Source organism: Bradyrhizobium sp. WSM4872, assembly GCF_055811715.1.
This window is the reverse complement of record NZ_JBVVPT010000002.1, coordinates 285,665-299,141: the sequence shown is the minus strand read 5'-3', so window position 1 is coordinate 299,141 and position 13,477 is coordinate 285,665. Positions and strand designations below refer to the sequence as shown.

General features: G+C 64.3%; 18 protein-coding genes. 12 read left to right on the top strand and 6 right to left on the bottom strand.

Annotated features, from left to right (window positions below; all coding sequences use genetic code 11):
- Nucleotides 1–8: 8 nt before the first annotated feature.
- Nucleotides 9–674, bottom strand: a complete 666-nt coding sequence (locus AC0L3C_RS04520) for a DsbA family oxidoreductase (RefSeq protein WP_473407285.1) — start codon at nt 672–674, stop codon at nt 9–11.
- A gap of 68 nt (nt 675–742) precedes the next feature.
- Complete coding sequence (locus AC0L3C_RS04515; RefSeq protein WP_473407284.1) at nt 743–1,564, bottom strand: helix-turn-helix domain-containing protein; 822 nt, start codon at nt 1,562–1,564, stop codon at nt 743–745.
- Nucleotides 1,565–1,665: 101 nt separating this feature from the next.
- Here AC0L3C_RS04515 and AC0L3C_RS04510 point away from each other — a divergent pair, with 101 nt between their 5' ends.
- Together AC0L3C_RS04510 and AC0L3C_RS04505 are read left to right on the top strand one after the other, a co-directional pair.
- Nucleotides 1,666–1,896 (top strand): hypothetical protein, encoded by a 231-nt coding sequence (locus AC0L3C_RS04510; RefSeq protein ID WP_473407283.1) that lies wholly within the window; start codon nt 1,666–1,668, stop codon nt 1,894–1,896.
- Nucleotides 1,897–1,934: 38 nt separating this feature from the next.
- Nucleotides 1,935–2,333: a hypothetical protein gene (locus tag AC0L3C_RS04505; RefSeq protein ID WP_473282004.1), complete on the top strand. Its 399-nt coding sequence runs from the start codon at nt 1,935–1,937 to the stop codon at nt 2,331–2,333.
- 143 nt (nt 2,334–2,476) lie between these two features.
- Here AC0L3C_RS04505 and AC0L3C_RS04500 read toward each other — a convergent pair whose 3' ends face one another.
- Complete coding sequence (locus AC0L3C_RS04500) at nt 2,477–3,037, bottom strand: SET domain-containing protein (protein WP_473282006.1); 561 nt, start codon at nt 3,035–3,037, stop codon at nt 2,477–2,479.
- A 165-nt stretch (nt 3,038–3,202) separates the two neighbouring features.
- Here AC0L3C_RS04500 and AC0L3C_RS04495 point away from each other — a divergent pair, with 165 nt between their 5' ends.
- On the top strand, nt 3,203–3,808 hold the full coding sequence (locus AC0L3C_RS04495; RefSeq protein ID WP_473407382.1) for a hypothetical protein: 606 nt from the start codon (nt 3,203–3,205) through the stop codon (nt 3,806–3,808).
- A 50-nt stretch (nt 3,809–3,858) separates the two neighbouring features.
- Here AC0L3C_RS04495 and AC0L3C_RS04490 read toward each other — a convergent pair whose 3' ends face one another.
- Entirely contained in the window at nt 3,859–4,584 is a 726-nt protein-coding gene (locus tag AC0L3C_RS04490; protein WP_473282009.1) for a TetR/AcrR family transcriptional regulator, read from the bottom strand.
- A 106-nt stretch (nt 4,585–4,690) separates the two neighbouring features.
- Here AC0L3C_RS04490 and AC0L3C_RS04485 point away from each other — a divergent pair, with 106 nt between their 5' ends.
- The 6 genes from AC0L3C_RS04485 to AC0L3C_RS04460 all read left to right on the top strand — a co-directional run bounded on the left by AC0L3C_RS04485 (nt 4,691) and on the right by AC0L3C_RS04460 (nt 8,954).
- The gene (locus AC0L3C_RS04485) at nt 4,691–6,088 is read left to right on the top strand and encodes a carotenoid oxygenase family protein (protein ID WP_473407282.1); all 1,398 of its coding nucleotides are present in this window, start codon (nt 4,691–4,693) and stop codon (nt 6,086–6,088) included.
- A 40-nt stretch (nt 6,089–6,128) separates the two neighbouring features.
- Nucleotides 6,129–6,398, top strand: coding sequence for a hypothetical protein (locus tag AC0L3C_RS04480; protein ID WP_473282013.1), 270 nt, complete (start codon nt 6,129–6,131; stop codon nt 6,396–6,398).
- A 77-nt stretch (nt 6,399–6,475) separates the two neighbouring features.
- The gene (locus tag AC0L3C_RS04475) at nt 6,476–7,051 is read left to right on the top strand and encodes a hypothetical protein (protein WP_473259213.1); all 576 of its coding nucleotides are present in this window, start codon (nt 6,476–6,478) and stop codon (nt 7,049–7,051) included.
- Nucleotides 7,052–7,063: 12 nt separating this feature from the next.
- On the top strand, nt 7,064–7,618 hold the full coding sequence (locus tag AC0L3C_RS04470) for an inner membrane-spanning protein YciB (protein ID WP_473259215.1): 555 nt from the start codon (nt 7,064–7,066) through the stop codon (nt 7,616–7,618).
- Nucleotides 7,619–7,722: 104 nt separating this feature from the next.
- Nucleotides 7,723–8,019 carry a hypothetical protein gene (locus AC0L3C_RS04465; protein WP_007602176.1) on the top strand — a complete coding sequence of 99 codons (297 nt, stop codon included), beginning with the start codon at nt 7,723–7,725 and terminating at the stop codon, nt 8,017–8,019.
- A 14-nt stretch (nt 8,020–8,033) separates the two neighbouring features.
- Nucleotides 8,034–8,954, top strand: coding sequence for an SH3 domain-containing protein (locus AC0L3C_RS04460; RefSeq protein WP_473407281.1), 921 nt, complete (start codon nt 8,034–8,036; stop codon nt 8,952–8,954).
- Between the two features lie 156 nt (nt 8,955–9,110).
- On the opposite strand, the gene AC0L3C_RS04455 is transcribed toward AC0L3C_RS04460, so the two are convergent.
- The gene (locus AC0L3C_RS04455; protein WP_473407280.1) at nt 9,111–10,766 is read right to left on the bottom strand and encodes a fumarate hydratase; all 1,656 of its coding nucleotides are present in this window, start codon (nt 10,764–10,766) and stop codon (nt 9,111–9,113) included.
- 244 nt (nt 10,767–11,010) lie between these two features.
- Here AC0L3C_RS04455 and AC0L3C_RS04450 point away from each other — a divergent pair, with 244 nt between their 5' ends.
- From AC0L3C_RS04450 to AC0L3C_RS04440, 3 genes are all read left to right on the top strand, one after another.
- Complete coding sequence (locus AC0L3C_RS04450) at nt 11,011–11,484, top strand: hypothetical protein (RefSeq protein WP_473259223.1); 474 nt, start codon at nt 11,011–11,013, stop codon at nt 11,482–11,484.
- Nucleotides 11,485–11,721: 237 nt separating this feature from the next.
- Entirely contained in the window at nt 11,722–11,895 is a 174-nt protein-coding gene (locus tag AC0L3C_RS04445; RefSeq protein WP_473259226.1) for a hypothetical protein, read from the top strand.
- 116 nt (nt 11,896–12,011) lie between these two features.
- Nucleotides 12,012–12,686: a methyltransferase family protein gene (locus AC0L3C_RS04440; protein ID WP_473407279.1), complete on the top strand. Its 675-nt coding sequence runs from the start codon at nt 12,012–12,014 to the stop codon at nt 12,684–12,686.
- Between the two features lie 33 nt (nt 12,687–12,719).
- Here the strand turns inward: AC0L3C_RS04440 and AC0L3C_RS04435 are convergent, their stop codons facing one another.
- Nucleotides 12,720–13,427, bottom strand: a complete 708-nt coding sequence (locus tag AC0L3C_RS04435) for a glutathione S-transferase (RefSeq protein ID WP_473282019.1) — start codon at nt 13,425–13,427, stop codon at nt 12,720–12,722.
- Between the last annotated feature and the right edge of the window lie 50 nt (nt 13,428–13,477).

The following is a 13,477-nucleotide window of genomic DNA, read 5'->3' as shown; positions in this document are numbered from 1 at the left end:
GATAGCTCCTACTCCGCCGCCTGGGCGTTGATCTCCGCGGAGACCTCGCGGATCGCGCGCGCGAGCATGTTGGGATCCTGCGCGCCGGAGACGGCGTATTTCTGCGCGAACACGTAAGTCGGCACGCCGGAGATGCCCTTGTCGGCGGCTTCCTGCGCGTCCGCCGACACGCGCGCGACGTCCTCGTCGGTCACGAGGCGCTTGCGGACGTCATCGGCATCGAGGCCGATATCGGCAGCCGCCTGCACAAGCACGTTCAAATCGGTGAGGTCGCCGCCGTCGCGGAAGTAGAGCTCCATCAGGCGCTGTTTCATCTCGGGCGCCTTGCCGATCGCCTCAGCCCAGAGGATCAGGCGATGGCAGTCGGTGGTGTTGGGTTGACGCGCGACAAGCTCGGGCCGATAGACGAGCCCCTCTTCGCCCGCGGCCGCAACGACGCGTCCGGCAATGCCCTTATAAGCCTCGACCGAGCCGAACTTCTTGGTGAGATACTCTTCCCGGCTGATGCCCTCGGACGGCACCCACGGATTGAGGAAGAAGGGACGGAAATTGAGCTTGACCGGAACATCGGGCACCAGCGCCAGCGCGCTCTCGATCCGGTGCTTGCCGATATAGCACCAGGGGCATACCACGTCGGAAACGACGTCGATCTGGAGCGGCTTTAGGGTGCTCATGAGCGCCTCCTTCGGGCGTTGCGGGTTTGTGGCCAAAGATAAGCCGAACCCGTTCCGAGGCAAGGCCGCTAGCTCATGGCTGCTGCCATTTGTCGGAGGCGCTCGGCAGTGCGCTCGTCGGCCGGGAAGAAGGTTTCCAGAGCCAGCTCCGACAGCGTGATGTCGACGGGCGTGCCGAACACCATGGTGGTCGAGAAGAAACTGAGTATCTCCCCCTCGTGGCGCAGCTTGAAGGGGATCGCGACATTGTCGCTCGACAGCGGCGCCGCGCGCGCCGGGATCGGATAACTCTTCAGGTCGTTGTACAGTTTGATCAGCTCGGGATCGGCGGTCGCCTCGCATTGCCGGTGCAGCCGCTCCAGTAGATGCCCGCACCATTCCGCGAGATTGACCGTGCGCGGCGCCAGCGCCTCGGGATGGAAGGCGAGCCTCAGCACGTTGAAGGGCTGACCGAGCAGCCGCTGCGGAATGCCGGCGAGCAGCGGCGCCAGCATGCGGTTGGCCGAAACCAGATTCCAGTGCCGGTCATAGGCCAGCGCCGGATTGGGCTCATGCGCCCTGAGGACGAGCTCGATCGCCTGGCGGGCTGATTTCAAGGCGGGATCCTCCAGCGGGCGCTGTGGAAAGGCGGGGGCATAGCCGGCGGCGACCAGCAGCACGTTGCGTTCGCGCAACGGCACGTCGAGGCGCTCGGCGAGTCTGAGCACCATGTCGCGCGAGGGTGCGGCGCGGCCGGTCTCGACGAAGCTCAAATGCCGCGCCGAGATGTCGGCCTCGCCGGCGAGATCGAGCTGGCTCATGCGGCGGCGCTGCCGCCATTCGCGCAAATGGTCGCCGATATGGACCGGCTGGCTGCGTTCGGCCTGTGCCGTGGATGCATGTGCGTTCATGGTCGAAAACCTAGCACGCAGATTTCGGCCCTTCCATTACGTCGGAGGTAATCGAATTGGGCCTTGGGTCGGCGCATCTTGGGTCGCACCAAGAGACGACCATGATCGCACTGCTGCTCTACCGGACCATCACAGACCACCTTGTTCCCTGGGCCATGGCGCTCGCAACCCGGATGCTGGCGCGCAGCCTCAACATGCCGGAGCCGCTGGTGCATTCGACCGGCGACTATGTCGTCGCGCAGGTCACAGCCTTCGAGCACAGCGTCGGCAGGAGCCTCTGCCCGTTCCGCCTTGCCCGCCTGCTCCGCGCCTGGTCGCGCGGATGGCACTGAGTTTCACCTCGAGCCCACCCTAACCATGGAGACCCACGATGATCGACGCATCCACCTTCCTTCGCCGCGCACTTCTTGCCGACGCCATCTTCAGCGGCGTCGCCGCTCTCGGTTTCACTTTCGGCGCTAGCGCGTTCGCGTCGCTGTTCAACCTGCCCGACGCGCTGCTGCGTGAGACCGGCCTGTTCCTGATCGCCTACACCGCACTCGTCGGCTGGCTGGCCTCACGCGCCTCCGTGGCAAAGCCGCTCGTGCTGCTGGTCGTGGTCGGCAACGCAGCCTGGACGCTCGGCAGCATCGCGCTGCTGCTCTCGGGCGCGGTGTCGCCGAACCTTGCCGGCGAGCTCATGGTCGTGGCGCAGGCAATCGCGACCGGCGTGTTTGCCGAACTGCAATATGTGGGATTGCGCAGGAGCGGGCGAGCGGTGGCCGCGTGAGGCCACATCACTCGCTGTCGTCGCCCGGCTTGATCGGGCGACCCAGTATTCCAGAGGCAGTCGTTGCATACGGAGAGGCCGCGGCGTACTGGATGCCCCGCTTTCGCGGGGCATGACAGTTGTGCCGGAAGCTCGAACTCAGGCTACGCCCGCGCGCGCCCGTTGGCTTTGCCAACAGCGACGCCGTTGAGCTTCTTCTTTTTGGCGGCCTTCGCACCCGCCTTCTGCGCTTTGCGCTCCGTGCGCGCCTTCACCTTGGCGCGCTCGGCCCGGGCCTCGGCGCGCAGCTTCTTGCGCTTCTTCTCGCAAGATTCGCACTTGCAGCCGATCGGCTTCAGGTAGGCTTTGAAATAATCGGTGCCGTAGTCGTAGTTGATCTCATCGCCCGGCTCGATGTTCTTGATGGCGCGGATGAAGACCTTGCGCTCGCGCGGCCGGACGTCGGATTCGGCGTTGGGCCGGCACGAATGGTTGATGTAGCGCGCGAGGTTCTTGCGCACCGAGCCGTCGATGGTCCAGCGGCCGTTGAGCTCGAACAGGTATTTGTTCTCGATGTCGTCGTGCTCGGGAATCCGGGAGTCCAGGATCGGTCCGTAATAACGGATGATCCGGGCGCCCTTCTTGATCGGCTTGGTTGCGAAGAGGCCGAGCCCGGTTTTCGAGCGGCCGACGCGATAAGGTTTGTTCGACGAGGTGGCTGGCATGATCACGAAAAACGAGGACGCGAACGAGGCTGAAAGAGCCCAAGCGAAGCCGTTCTTCTAGAACGATTCCGGGCCGCTGTCAGGTGTCTGTCGAGACTGTTTGAACCTTGCCCACAATCAAGACGTCTGATGGTACGGAGTTCCCGCTCGGTCAAAGGCGTCGTCATGTTCCGCATCACCACCGCAGCCCTGGCCATGTTGCTGATGTGCAGCGGTCTCGAACGCTCCGACGCCCAATCCCTGGGCAGCCAATATAGCTCGACGGCCCCGAAGGATTGCCGCCAGATCGGCAAGCCCAGCGAGCTCGACGGCAGCACGACTCGGGTCTGCAAGGGCAAGGATGGCCTCGTGGTCCTGATCGCCGAGGATGATCTTCGCGAAATCGTCTCCGTCGGCCGCAATCGCAAGGCCGCGGCCGAGGAACCGGCGGCAAAAGTTTGGTTCGCTCCGTTCAACTCGTCCGAGACTACCGTCGAATGGCGCACCGCTAGGGCCAAGCCGTTTGCGATGATCCAGCGCTGGCACATCGCCGATGGCATCGATCCCGACAAGCAGGGGCGGCCGAACACCAAGGCCATGCTGATCGTGACCCGTCTGCCACCCGGCCCAGTCTGCCACGTCGCCTATGTCGACGCCATCGCCAACCCGAACGCCAATGAGCTCGCGCGCAAGGCCGCGGACGAGTTCGCCCGCAGCTTTACCTGCGGCAAGGACGAGGTGAAGATCATCGGCGCACGCGGCCGCGCGGTCGAGCTCGCGACGATGCGCTAGGCTTTCGTCTTGGCGCGACCACCGCAAAGGTTGCGTTCGTCCCGGCTGAATCAGGGACCCGGCGGCTTCCCCGTCACGGGCGACATCAGCATCGCCTCGAGCAGGCGTTCAGGCGTCGTCCCCTCGGGCAGGCGGCCCAGAATATCCTCCAGCCGCCCATCGAGCAGCAGCATGGTAAAACCGTGTACCATCGACCACGCGCGCGAGATCGCGGCGCCCTGATGGAGCGTCAGCGCGTCGCCGCTGATCTGCTCCTGCCGCATCATGCCGACGGCATTGGCGAGCCCGGCGAAGGACGCCTCGGCGGCCTCGTGCAGCGACGGCCTGGAATAGTCGAGGCGCTCGGTGCGGAACATGATGCCGTACATGCCGGGGTGAGCCTGGGCATAGGCAACATAGGCCTTCGGCCGCGCTAGCGCGCGCTCGAGCGGGGTGGCGGCGGCGTCGCAGGACGACGCCATCGCCGCATTGAACTGGCGGAAGCCGACTGCAGCGAGCTCACTGAGAAGCCCGGTGAGGTCGCCGAAATGATGGGTGGGCGCGGCGTGTGAGACGCCCGCCTCGCGCGCCACCGCGCGCAATGTCAGGCCGGCGAGCCCGTCACGCTCCAGCACTCGTTCGGCGGCCTGGAGCAGCGCCTCGCGTAGCGCGCCATGGTGATAGGGCGCCTCGGCCTTGACGCTCGCCGGCCGTCGGGCGGGACGCGCCGGCGCGCTCGCCTTCTTTGGGGTGCGCGCACCGCGCGCGGTTTCTGTCCTGATTTCGCTCTTGCCCATGGGCCAGCTATAGGACGCAATATTGACAGTGTAAAGATTTCACTTGACCAAGCCCCCTCGCACGGCTATTTGATCTTTACGATGTAAAGATAAGGAAGGATATGCCGTGCAGCAGGACGCCGTTGCCGAACGCCGCCACAACCTCGGTCCGATCCCGTTCGAAGCCGACGCGCCCTTCCTGAAAATCGTCGGTGAATTGCCCCGCGAGCTGAACGGCACGCTCTATCGCAACGGCCCCAATCCGCAGTTTGACTCGCCTGGCGCGCACTGGTTCGTCGGCGACGGCATGCTGCACGCCTTTCGCCTCGAGAACGGCCGCGCCAGCCATCGCAATCGGTGGGTCCGGACGCCGAAATGGCTGGCCGAGCACGATGCCGGCCGCGCGTTGTTCGGCGGCTTCGGCCGCAAGCTGCCGGATGCCCCAACGAACCTGACCGACGGCGGCGTTGCAAATACCAACATCATCTTCCATGCCGGCAAGCTGCTTGCGCTGGAGGAGTTGCATCTGCCGACCGAGATTGAGCCCGGTACGCTGGCGACGCGCGGCTATCACAATTATCAGGGCCGCATCGCCGGCACCTTCACCGCGCATCCGAAGATCGATCCTGTGACCGGCGAGCTGGTGTTCTTCGGCTACAATGCCGCGGGACCGCTGACGCCCGCCCTCTCCTACGGATCAATCGATGCGTCCGGCAAGGCGACGCGCTTCGAACGATTCGAGGCGCCCTATGCCAGCATGGTGCACGACTTCATCGTCACGGAAAACCACCTGCTGTTTCCGATCTTGCCGCTCACCGGCAGCATGGAGCGCGCGATGAGCGGGCGGCCGCCCTATGCCTGGGAGCCGGACAAGGGCGCCTATGTCGGCGTGATCAAGCGCAAGGGGAGCGCGAAGGACATCGTCTGGTTTCGTGCTGAAGCCTGCTACGTCTTCCACGTCATGAATGCGTGGGAGGACGGTGACCGCATCATCGCGGACGTCATGCAGTTCGAGGAAGCACCACTATTTACGCATCCCGACGGCAGGCCCACCAATCCCAAGAAATCGTTTGCGCGTCATTGCCGCTGGAGCTTCGATCTCTCGGGAAATACAGACCGCTTCCAGCAGACCTATCTCGACGATCTCACCGGCGAATTCCCGCGCATCGACGAGCGCCGCGCCGGATTGAAGAGCCGTCACGGCTGGTACGCCTGCGCCAATCCGAAGCTGCCGATGTTCGGCGCGCTGTCCGGCGTCGTCCACGTCGATGGCAATGGAAAACGCCTCGGCCATTATCTGCTGCCGGCCGGCGACACCATCTCCGAACCGGTGTTCGTCGAGCGGTCGAAGGATGCGGCGGAAGGCGACGGCTGGCTGCTGGCGGTGGTCTGGCGCGCGCGGGAGAACCGCAGCGACCTCGCCGTGTTCAACGCCAAGGATGTCGAGGCCGGCCCCGTCGCGCTGGTGCAGCTCGGCCATCGCGTGCCCGACGGTTTTCACGGCAGTTGGGTCGGCGCGCAGTAGCTGTTCCTCGTCATCGCGGATGTGACCAAAGAGGTCTCTCATGCATATGCCCTCGATCACCGCGGACCGCCTCGCCGTCCTGATCCTGTTCCTGATCTGCGCTGGCATCACGCTCCAGATGATCCGGCCGCGGCGGAGCGGCCAAACCATCTTCAACGGCGGCATCTTGCTCGCCCTCGTCCTCTCGATCGCCTGTGCGTTACCTGTGCTGTCGCACCTGCCCTGGGCCGGATTCATCGACCGGGTGGCCGACCAAGTCGTTGCAACACTTCAATTTTTAGAAGTCGCTTACGTCATTTTGACACTGTAAAGATTCTACTTGACCCCGGCTCGCTCCTGACTTATTGATCTTTACATCGTAAAGATAAGGCTTGACCCAGGCGGACCATGGCGATTTTCCTGATCCTCGCGCCCTACGGCGCTTTCACCTTCCTGATGCTGATGACATCTGCCACGATCAGCGTCTTCGTAGCCTCGGCAATCTGTCTCGCTACCGTCGCGATCGATGTCGTGCGCGGCCGCTCGGTGAAGATCCTGGCCGTGGGCTCGGCACTGCTATTCGCCGCAATCGGCCTCCACCTCGCACTGTTCGACCCGGCGCTCGGCACGCTCGGTGTCAAGCTGTCGGTCGACATCGGGATCTTCGTCATCTCGCTGGGCTCGATGCTGGTCCGCCGTCCCTTCACGCTGCAATACGCGCTCGAATCCGTGCCGGCCGAGATCGCGGCAATGCCCGGCTTCCACTATGCCAATTACGTCATTACCGGCGCTTGGACCGCGGCTGCGCTGCTGATGGCGGCCGCCAATCTCGTGCTGCTCTATGTCCCCGGCCTGCCGCTCTGGTCGAGCCTTGCGGTCGCCTTCGCCGCCCGCAACAGCGCGATCTACTTCACAAAGTGGTATCCCGAATATCGTCAGATCAAGTACGGTGCGCCGGCCAGCGCAATGCCCAACTCCCGCTGAACAGGATCGACGATGAAGGACGTATTCGCCCGCCTCGCCTCCGACCTCTTCTCCGCCATCGTCTTCCTGGTCATCTATCTCGTTACCGACAACGTCGTCCTGGCAACGTCGGTGGCGATTGCCGGAGCGATCGCGCAGGTGATCTACGCGCGCGTCAAGGGGCAGCAGCTCAATTACATGACCTATGCGAGCGTCGCGCTCGTCGTCGTGCTCGGCACGGTCACGCTGCTGACCAACGATCCCCGCTTCATGCTCGCAAAGCCCTCGATCGCGCATTTCGCGATCGGCGCCATCATGCTCAAGCGCGGCTGGATGCTGCGCTACATGCCGCCGATCGTCGCCGAGACCGTTCCGGAATATGTGACGGCTGCAGGTTATGCCTGGGCCGCGCTGATGTTCGTGATCGGCGCCGGCATGATCGCCGTCGCTTCCACAGGCGATCTGAAGCTGTGGGCGTTCTACATCACGGTGGTCGCGGGCGGCGCCAAGATCCTCGCCTTTGCCGTGCAATATGTCGTGCTCCGTCTCATCGTCACCAGCCGACGGCGCGCCGCCGCCCGCGCCTGAATGCCTCCAACGGAGCGTTAGGCGCGGGCGGCGAGTTGCGCTATACGCTCGGCCGGGACTGGTCCGCGGATCGTCGCGGTCCGCCGGGATCTTGGGAGACGCGAATGGCCGTCGACGGCAACTGGACTCTGACCCTGACGACACCCATGGGCGAGCGTAAGGCGACGCTGAGCCTGACGGCTGCCGGCGGCACGCTCACGGGGACGCAGGGTGCGGAAGGCGATACAGCCGAGATTTTCGACGGCACCGTCAGCGGCGATGCGGTCAACTGGAAGGTCTCGATCACCAATCCGATGCCGTTGACCCTCGAATTCATCGGAACCGTCTCCGGCGACAGCATGAGCGGGGAGATGGGCATCGGCCCGATGGGCAGCTTCCCGTTCACCGGCACGCGCGCCTAAGCCACGCGGCAACCGTGCGCGCGCTCGGTCTCATCGCGGCGACGATCCTGTGTGTCGCGACACAAGCGGCGCGCGCGGACGATGCCGAACCGGCGTGGCGGGCAAGCGCGCTCGCCATGCTACCGGCAGGCTATGTCGCCGGCACGGCCTATCGAACCGAAGGTTCGACCGGCTACCTCGCCGTCTATGCGGCCTCGTCGAACGATCCGAAGTCACCTGCAAGCGTGTTCGTCGCGCGCCAGGCTCTCGTGGTCGCGCTGACGCCGGATGCGACGCGCGCAGTCTCGGCCGAATTGAAGCCGCGCAGCGGGCCCGATCCCGAAAACGACGACACTGATTTCGCAAAGCTGCACGCCGATCTCGCCGCCAAGCGCTCAACGCTCCCCGACGGCACCGAGCCCTGCGATCTCGGTGCCTGGTCCGTCGACAAGGATCCTGACGGCCTCAACGTGCGTGCCGAACCATCGATCAAGGCGCGTGTGCTCGGCACGCTTCCGCCGCCCTACCGGCTCAAGCTCGGCAGCAGCGAGAACACGCCCGATGGCGGCTGGCTCACCGAATTCCGCATCATCGGCTTCAAGAGCGGCTGGTTTCTGATCGAAGGCGCCAAGCCGCCGGGCAAGGACTACGAGGACGACAAGAAATATCCGCGCAGCGCGCCAAAGTCCTATGCCGGACGCGGCTGGGTCGCCTCCAACAAGGTCGGCGCGTCCTACGCGAATGGTGCAACGCGCATGGGCGGCCTGTTCCAGGCGCCGTTCATCGATGCGAAGTGGATGCCGGCCCAGCGCGAGCTCGGCGGCCCGATCGACACCGATGGCGGGCCGAAGCGCATCCTTGCGTGTAGCGGTCTCTGGGGTCTGGTCGAGAGCCAGGACGGCGTTCGCGGCTGGTGGCGCGGGCTGTGCTCCAACCAGGTCACGAATTGCAGTTAGCACGCCAAGGCATCCGCATCGTCATGGCCGGGTTTGTCCAGGCCATCCACGTCTTCCTCGCCGCACCAAGAACGTGGATGCCCGGGACAAGCCCGGGCATGACGATCGTGGTGGGATGCATGCACAATCACTCGCACGCAGGTGCGAGTGAGGCAGCTAGCCCAGATTCAGCTCCTTGAAGAAGTCATTGCCCTTGTCGTCGATGATGATGAACGCCGGGAAGTCGACGACCTCGATGCGCCAGATCGCTTCCATGCCGAGCTCGGGATATTCGAGCACCTCGACCTTCTTGATGCAGTGCTCGGCGAGGTTCGCCGCGGCGCCGCCGATCGAGCCGAGATAGAAGCCGCCATATTTCTTGCAGGCCTCACGCACGGCCGGCGCCCGGTTGCCCTTGGCGACCATCACCATCGAGCCGCCGGCGGCCTGGAACTGATCGACAAAGGAGTCCATGCGACCAGCAGTGGTCGGGCCGAACGCACCGGAGGCGTAGCCCTCGGGCGTCTTGGCGGGGCCCGCGTAATAGACGGGATGGTTCTTGAAATAGTCCGGCAGCGGCTCGCCCTTGTCGAGCCGCTCGCGCAGCTTGGCATGCGCGGAATCGCGCGCAACGATCATGGTGCCGGTCATCGAGACCCGCGTCTTGGTCGGGTACTTCGAGAACGTGGCCAGGATATCCTTCATCGGCTGGTTGAGGTCGATCTTGACGACCTCGCCGCCGAGCGACTGCTCGACCTCAGGCAGATACTGCGCCGGGTTGTGCTCGAGCTCTTCGAGATAGACGCCGTCCTTGGTGATCTTGCCGAGCACCTGGCGATCGGCCGAGCATGACACGCCGAGCCCGATCGGCAGCGAGGCACCGTGACGCGGCATGCGGATCACGCGCACGTCGTGGCAGAAATATTTTCCGCCGAACTGCGCGCCGACGCCGAGCGACTGCGTCATCTTCAGGATTTCCTGCTCCATCTCGATATCGCGAAACGCGTTGCCGTCGGGCGAGCCGTGGGTCGGCAGCGCGTCCAGATAGCGAGCCGACGCCAGCTTCACCGTCTTCATGCAGAGCTCGGCCGAAGTGCCGCCGATCACGATGGCGAGGTGATAAGGCGGGCACGCCGCGGTGCCCAGCGTCAAGACCTTCTCCTTCAGGAAGGCGAGCAGCCGGTCCTTGGTCAGCACCGAGGGCGTGGCCTGGAACAGGAAGCTCTTGTTGGCGCTGCCGCCGCCCTTTGCCATGAACATGAACTTGTAGGCGTCATCGCCTTCGGCGTAGATCTCGCACTGCGCCGGCATGTTGTTGGCGGTGTTCTTCTCCTCGTACATCGACAAGGGCGCGACCTGCGAGTAGCGCAGATTGCGGCGCAGGTAAGCATCGCGCGCCCCTTCCGACAGCGCCGCCTCGTCGTCACCATCGGTGATGACGTTGCAGCCCTTCTTGCCCATGATGATCGCGGTGCCGGTGTCCTGGCACATCGGCAGCACGCCGCCGGCGGCGATGTTGGCGTTCTTGAGGAAGTCCAGCGCGACGAACTTGTCGTTCGGGCTCGCCTCGCCATCCTCCAGGATCGCGCGGAGCTGCTTCAGATGACCCGGCCGCAGATAGTGGTTGATGTCGCCAAAGGCCGCTTCCGACAGGGCCCGCAACGCCTCACGCGACACCACCAGCATGTCTTTCCCCAGCACCTTCTCGACCCGCACGCCCTCGGCTGTGATCTTCTTGTAGGGCGTCTCGTCCTTGCCCAGCGGAAACAGCGGCGTGTGCTTGTAAGGCGGAACGGGCTTTGCGGGGTCGGGGAAGGCGGTGGGAGCGTTCATGGGCTGGAATCTCAGGGTTTTGGGGCCCTCGCATGGGCCCCTTTCATAGAAGCGTTCTAAGCTTTTTTGCCGCAAAGGGAAGGCGCTCTGGTGCGGTCGGGCATCCCGATTCGGCGCATGGGAGCTATTTTCGGCGGCTGTCGGCGGACACCAGGCCCTCATGATGCCAGTGAAGACCCTGGGTGCACCCCTTGCGCTACGCGCGGGACGACGATTGAATGCGCCCGCTAAGGGGCTTTTCATCATGACATTGAACTTGCACGTCCGCGGCGCGATCCTGGTCGTCGCCGCCATCACCGGCCTTGTGACCCTCGCCTCTCCGGCCCGCGCGGACCGCTGCGATGACAGCGCCAAGGAGCTGGCGAACCAGGTCGATCGTCTCAAGGTGAATTTCCGCGCCGCCAACGTGGTCTACCTGACGCACCCCGCGGCCAAGGAATTGTCCGTGGCTTGCCGTGGCGACAAATATTCGATCGAGCTCTATGCCAAGGGCGATCGCAAGCCCAAGCCGGAGTTCTTTGCGCTGGTGGGGTCGATGGCGGCGATCGTCTTCACCGTGACCAAGGACGATACGACGACGGGCGCGACACGGTGCCTGAAGCGGATGGGGCTCTTGCGCGGCGACAAGATCAGCATGCGTTACCGGCGTCTCAACATGGAATGCACCCGCACCAAGACGGATGCGTCCATCGCGATCACGCGCGGCAAGGACGAATAGGCGGGGCGACCCCGCTTTTTCCACGCACTCCGTCATTGCGAGCGAAGCGAAGCAATCCAGGCTGTCTCTGCGGTGACAGACTGGATTGCTTCGTCGCAAGGGCTCCTCGCAATGACGAGGAGAGGTCCGAGAGCGCATCCCACCGCACCGGATCCCTCGCATTTTAACGATTGGCTTGAAGGAAATTTCGCTCCTCGCGGCGCAGGGTCAATTGTTTCCATATGTGAGGATTTGTGGATGAGCGTTTCTACCGTTGCGCCGCCGCCGATCGCGATCGTGGTGCCGAGCTACGACACGACCAAGCAGCAGGACGATCAGATCAAGACCAAGGACAACGACCCGACCTATAAGCCGCCGCCGCCCGCGCCGCTGCCGCCGGGTCAGGGTACGCGGATCGATCAGCTCGCCTGATTGGCCGCGTCGAAGATGAAATGCCCGATCCGGTCGATCGGGCTTTTCGCGTGTCCGGCCGCATCTTCGCCGGATAGCGGTACCAATATCGTGCGCGGCTACCCTGAGACCTGCGCATGATCGCAAGACTACTGTTGCAGAGCACGATCACCACGGCCGCCATGGGCGCGCTGCTGTTCGCGTCCGCCGGGACCCTGCATTGGCCTTCGGCCTGGGTGTTACTCGCGACCTCCGCCCTGCTCGGCCCGCTCGGCGGCTGGTGGCTTTACCGGGTCGACCCCGCACTGCTCGCCGAACGCCTGCGGCCGGTCCTGCAAAAGGATCAGCCCGCTGCCGACAAGGTGTTCATGACCGTCTTCGTCGTCGCGATGCTGGTCTGGCTGGCGGCGATGGGGCTCGATCGGCGTACGCTATCCTCCGACATGCCGATGACGCTGCAGATGCTCGGCCTCGCCCTGTTCCTGCTCTCGACGCTGTTCATCCTCTGGGTCTTCCGCGAGAACTCGTTTGCGGCACCCGTGGTGAAGCTGCAAGCCGAGCGCGCGCAGCGCGTGATCTCGACGGGACCTTATGCCCATGTACGCCATCCCATGTACAGCGGCATGATCCTGTTCTTCGCCGGCGTGCCGCTGCTTCTGGGCTCATGGTGGGGACTTATGATGGTGCCGCTGTTCCTCCTATTGTTTGCCATCCGCATTCGCATCGAGGAGCGCACGCTGCGCGAGGGCCTGCCGGGCTATGCCGACTATGTGACGCGCGTGCGCTATCGCCTGTTTCCTGGCGTATGGTGAGCGCGCAACACCCCCTCGGCACCTCCGGACCGGCTAACCATCCAATTCGCGGTAGCGGCGGAAGATGCCCTGCTCGTTGAAGGCAATGCGGCGGCGGCTTTCGAGATAGGCCTTGATGTTCGGCCGCGTCGCGACGCGCTCGTGCAGGCCGACGAGGCCCGGGATATCGGCCTCGAACGCCTTCATCCGCATCGGAAACGCATAGCGTAGTCCCGCGACGAGCTGGAACAGCGAGAGATCGACATAGGTCAGATTGCGGCCGGTGACATAGGCGCCGCCATTGTCCTGAAGGAGCTGCTCGAAATAGCCGAGATATTTCGGCACGCGCTCGCCCCAGAAGTCGGCGGTGCGCTTCTTTGCCGGCGGTTTCTGATCTTCGTAGTAGAGCGAAGGCCCGAGCGGGTGATGGGTGTCGTGAATCTCGACCACGAAATCGGTGATCGTCAGCTGGAGCTGATGCACCCAGAGTTGACCCGCCTCCGACTTCGGGGCGAGGGCGTGGCGGGCGCCGAGATAGAGCAGGATGTTCGCGGTCTGGCCGATGACGAGCTTGCCGGCTTTGAGGAACGGCGGCGCAAAGGGCGGCGTGCCCTTGTGCGCGTCCATCATCTTCATCATCGCAGCTGTGCCGCGTGGGCCACGCGCCACGTCGACGTAAGCCGCGCCCGCCTCCTCCAGCGCCAGCCGCACATATTCACCGCGGCCCTGGATCTCGGGCCAATAATAGAGCTCGTATTTCATGGAAGGGGTCCGTGAGCGTGGAAGCGACAGGACCAATTTATCACGCGCGA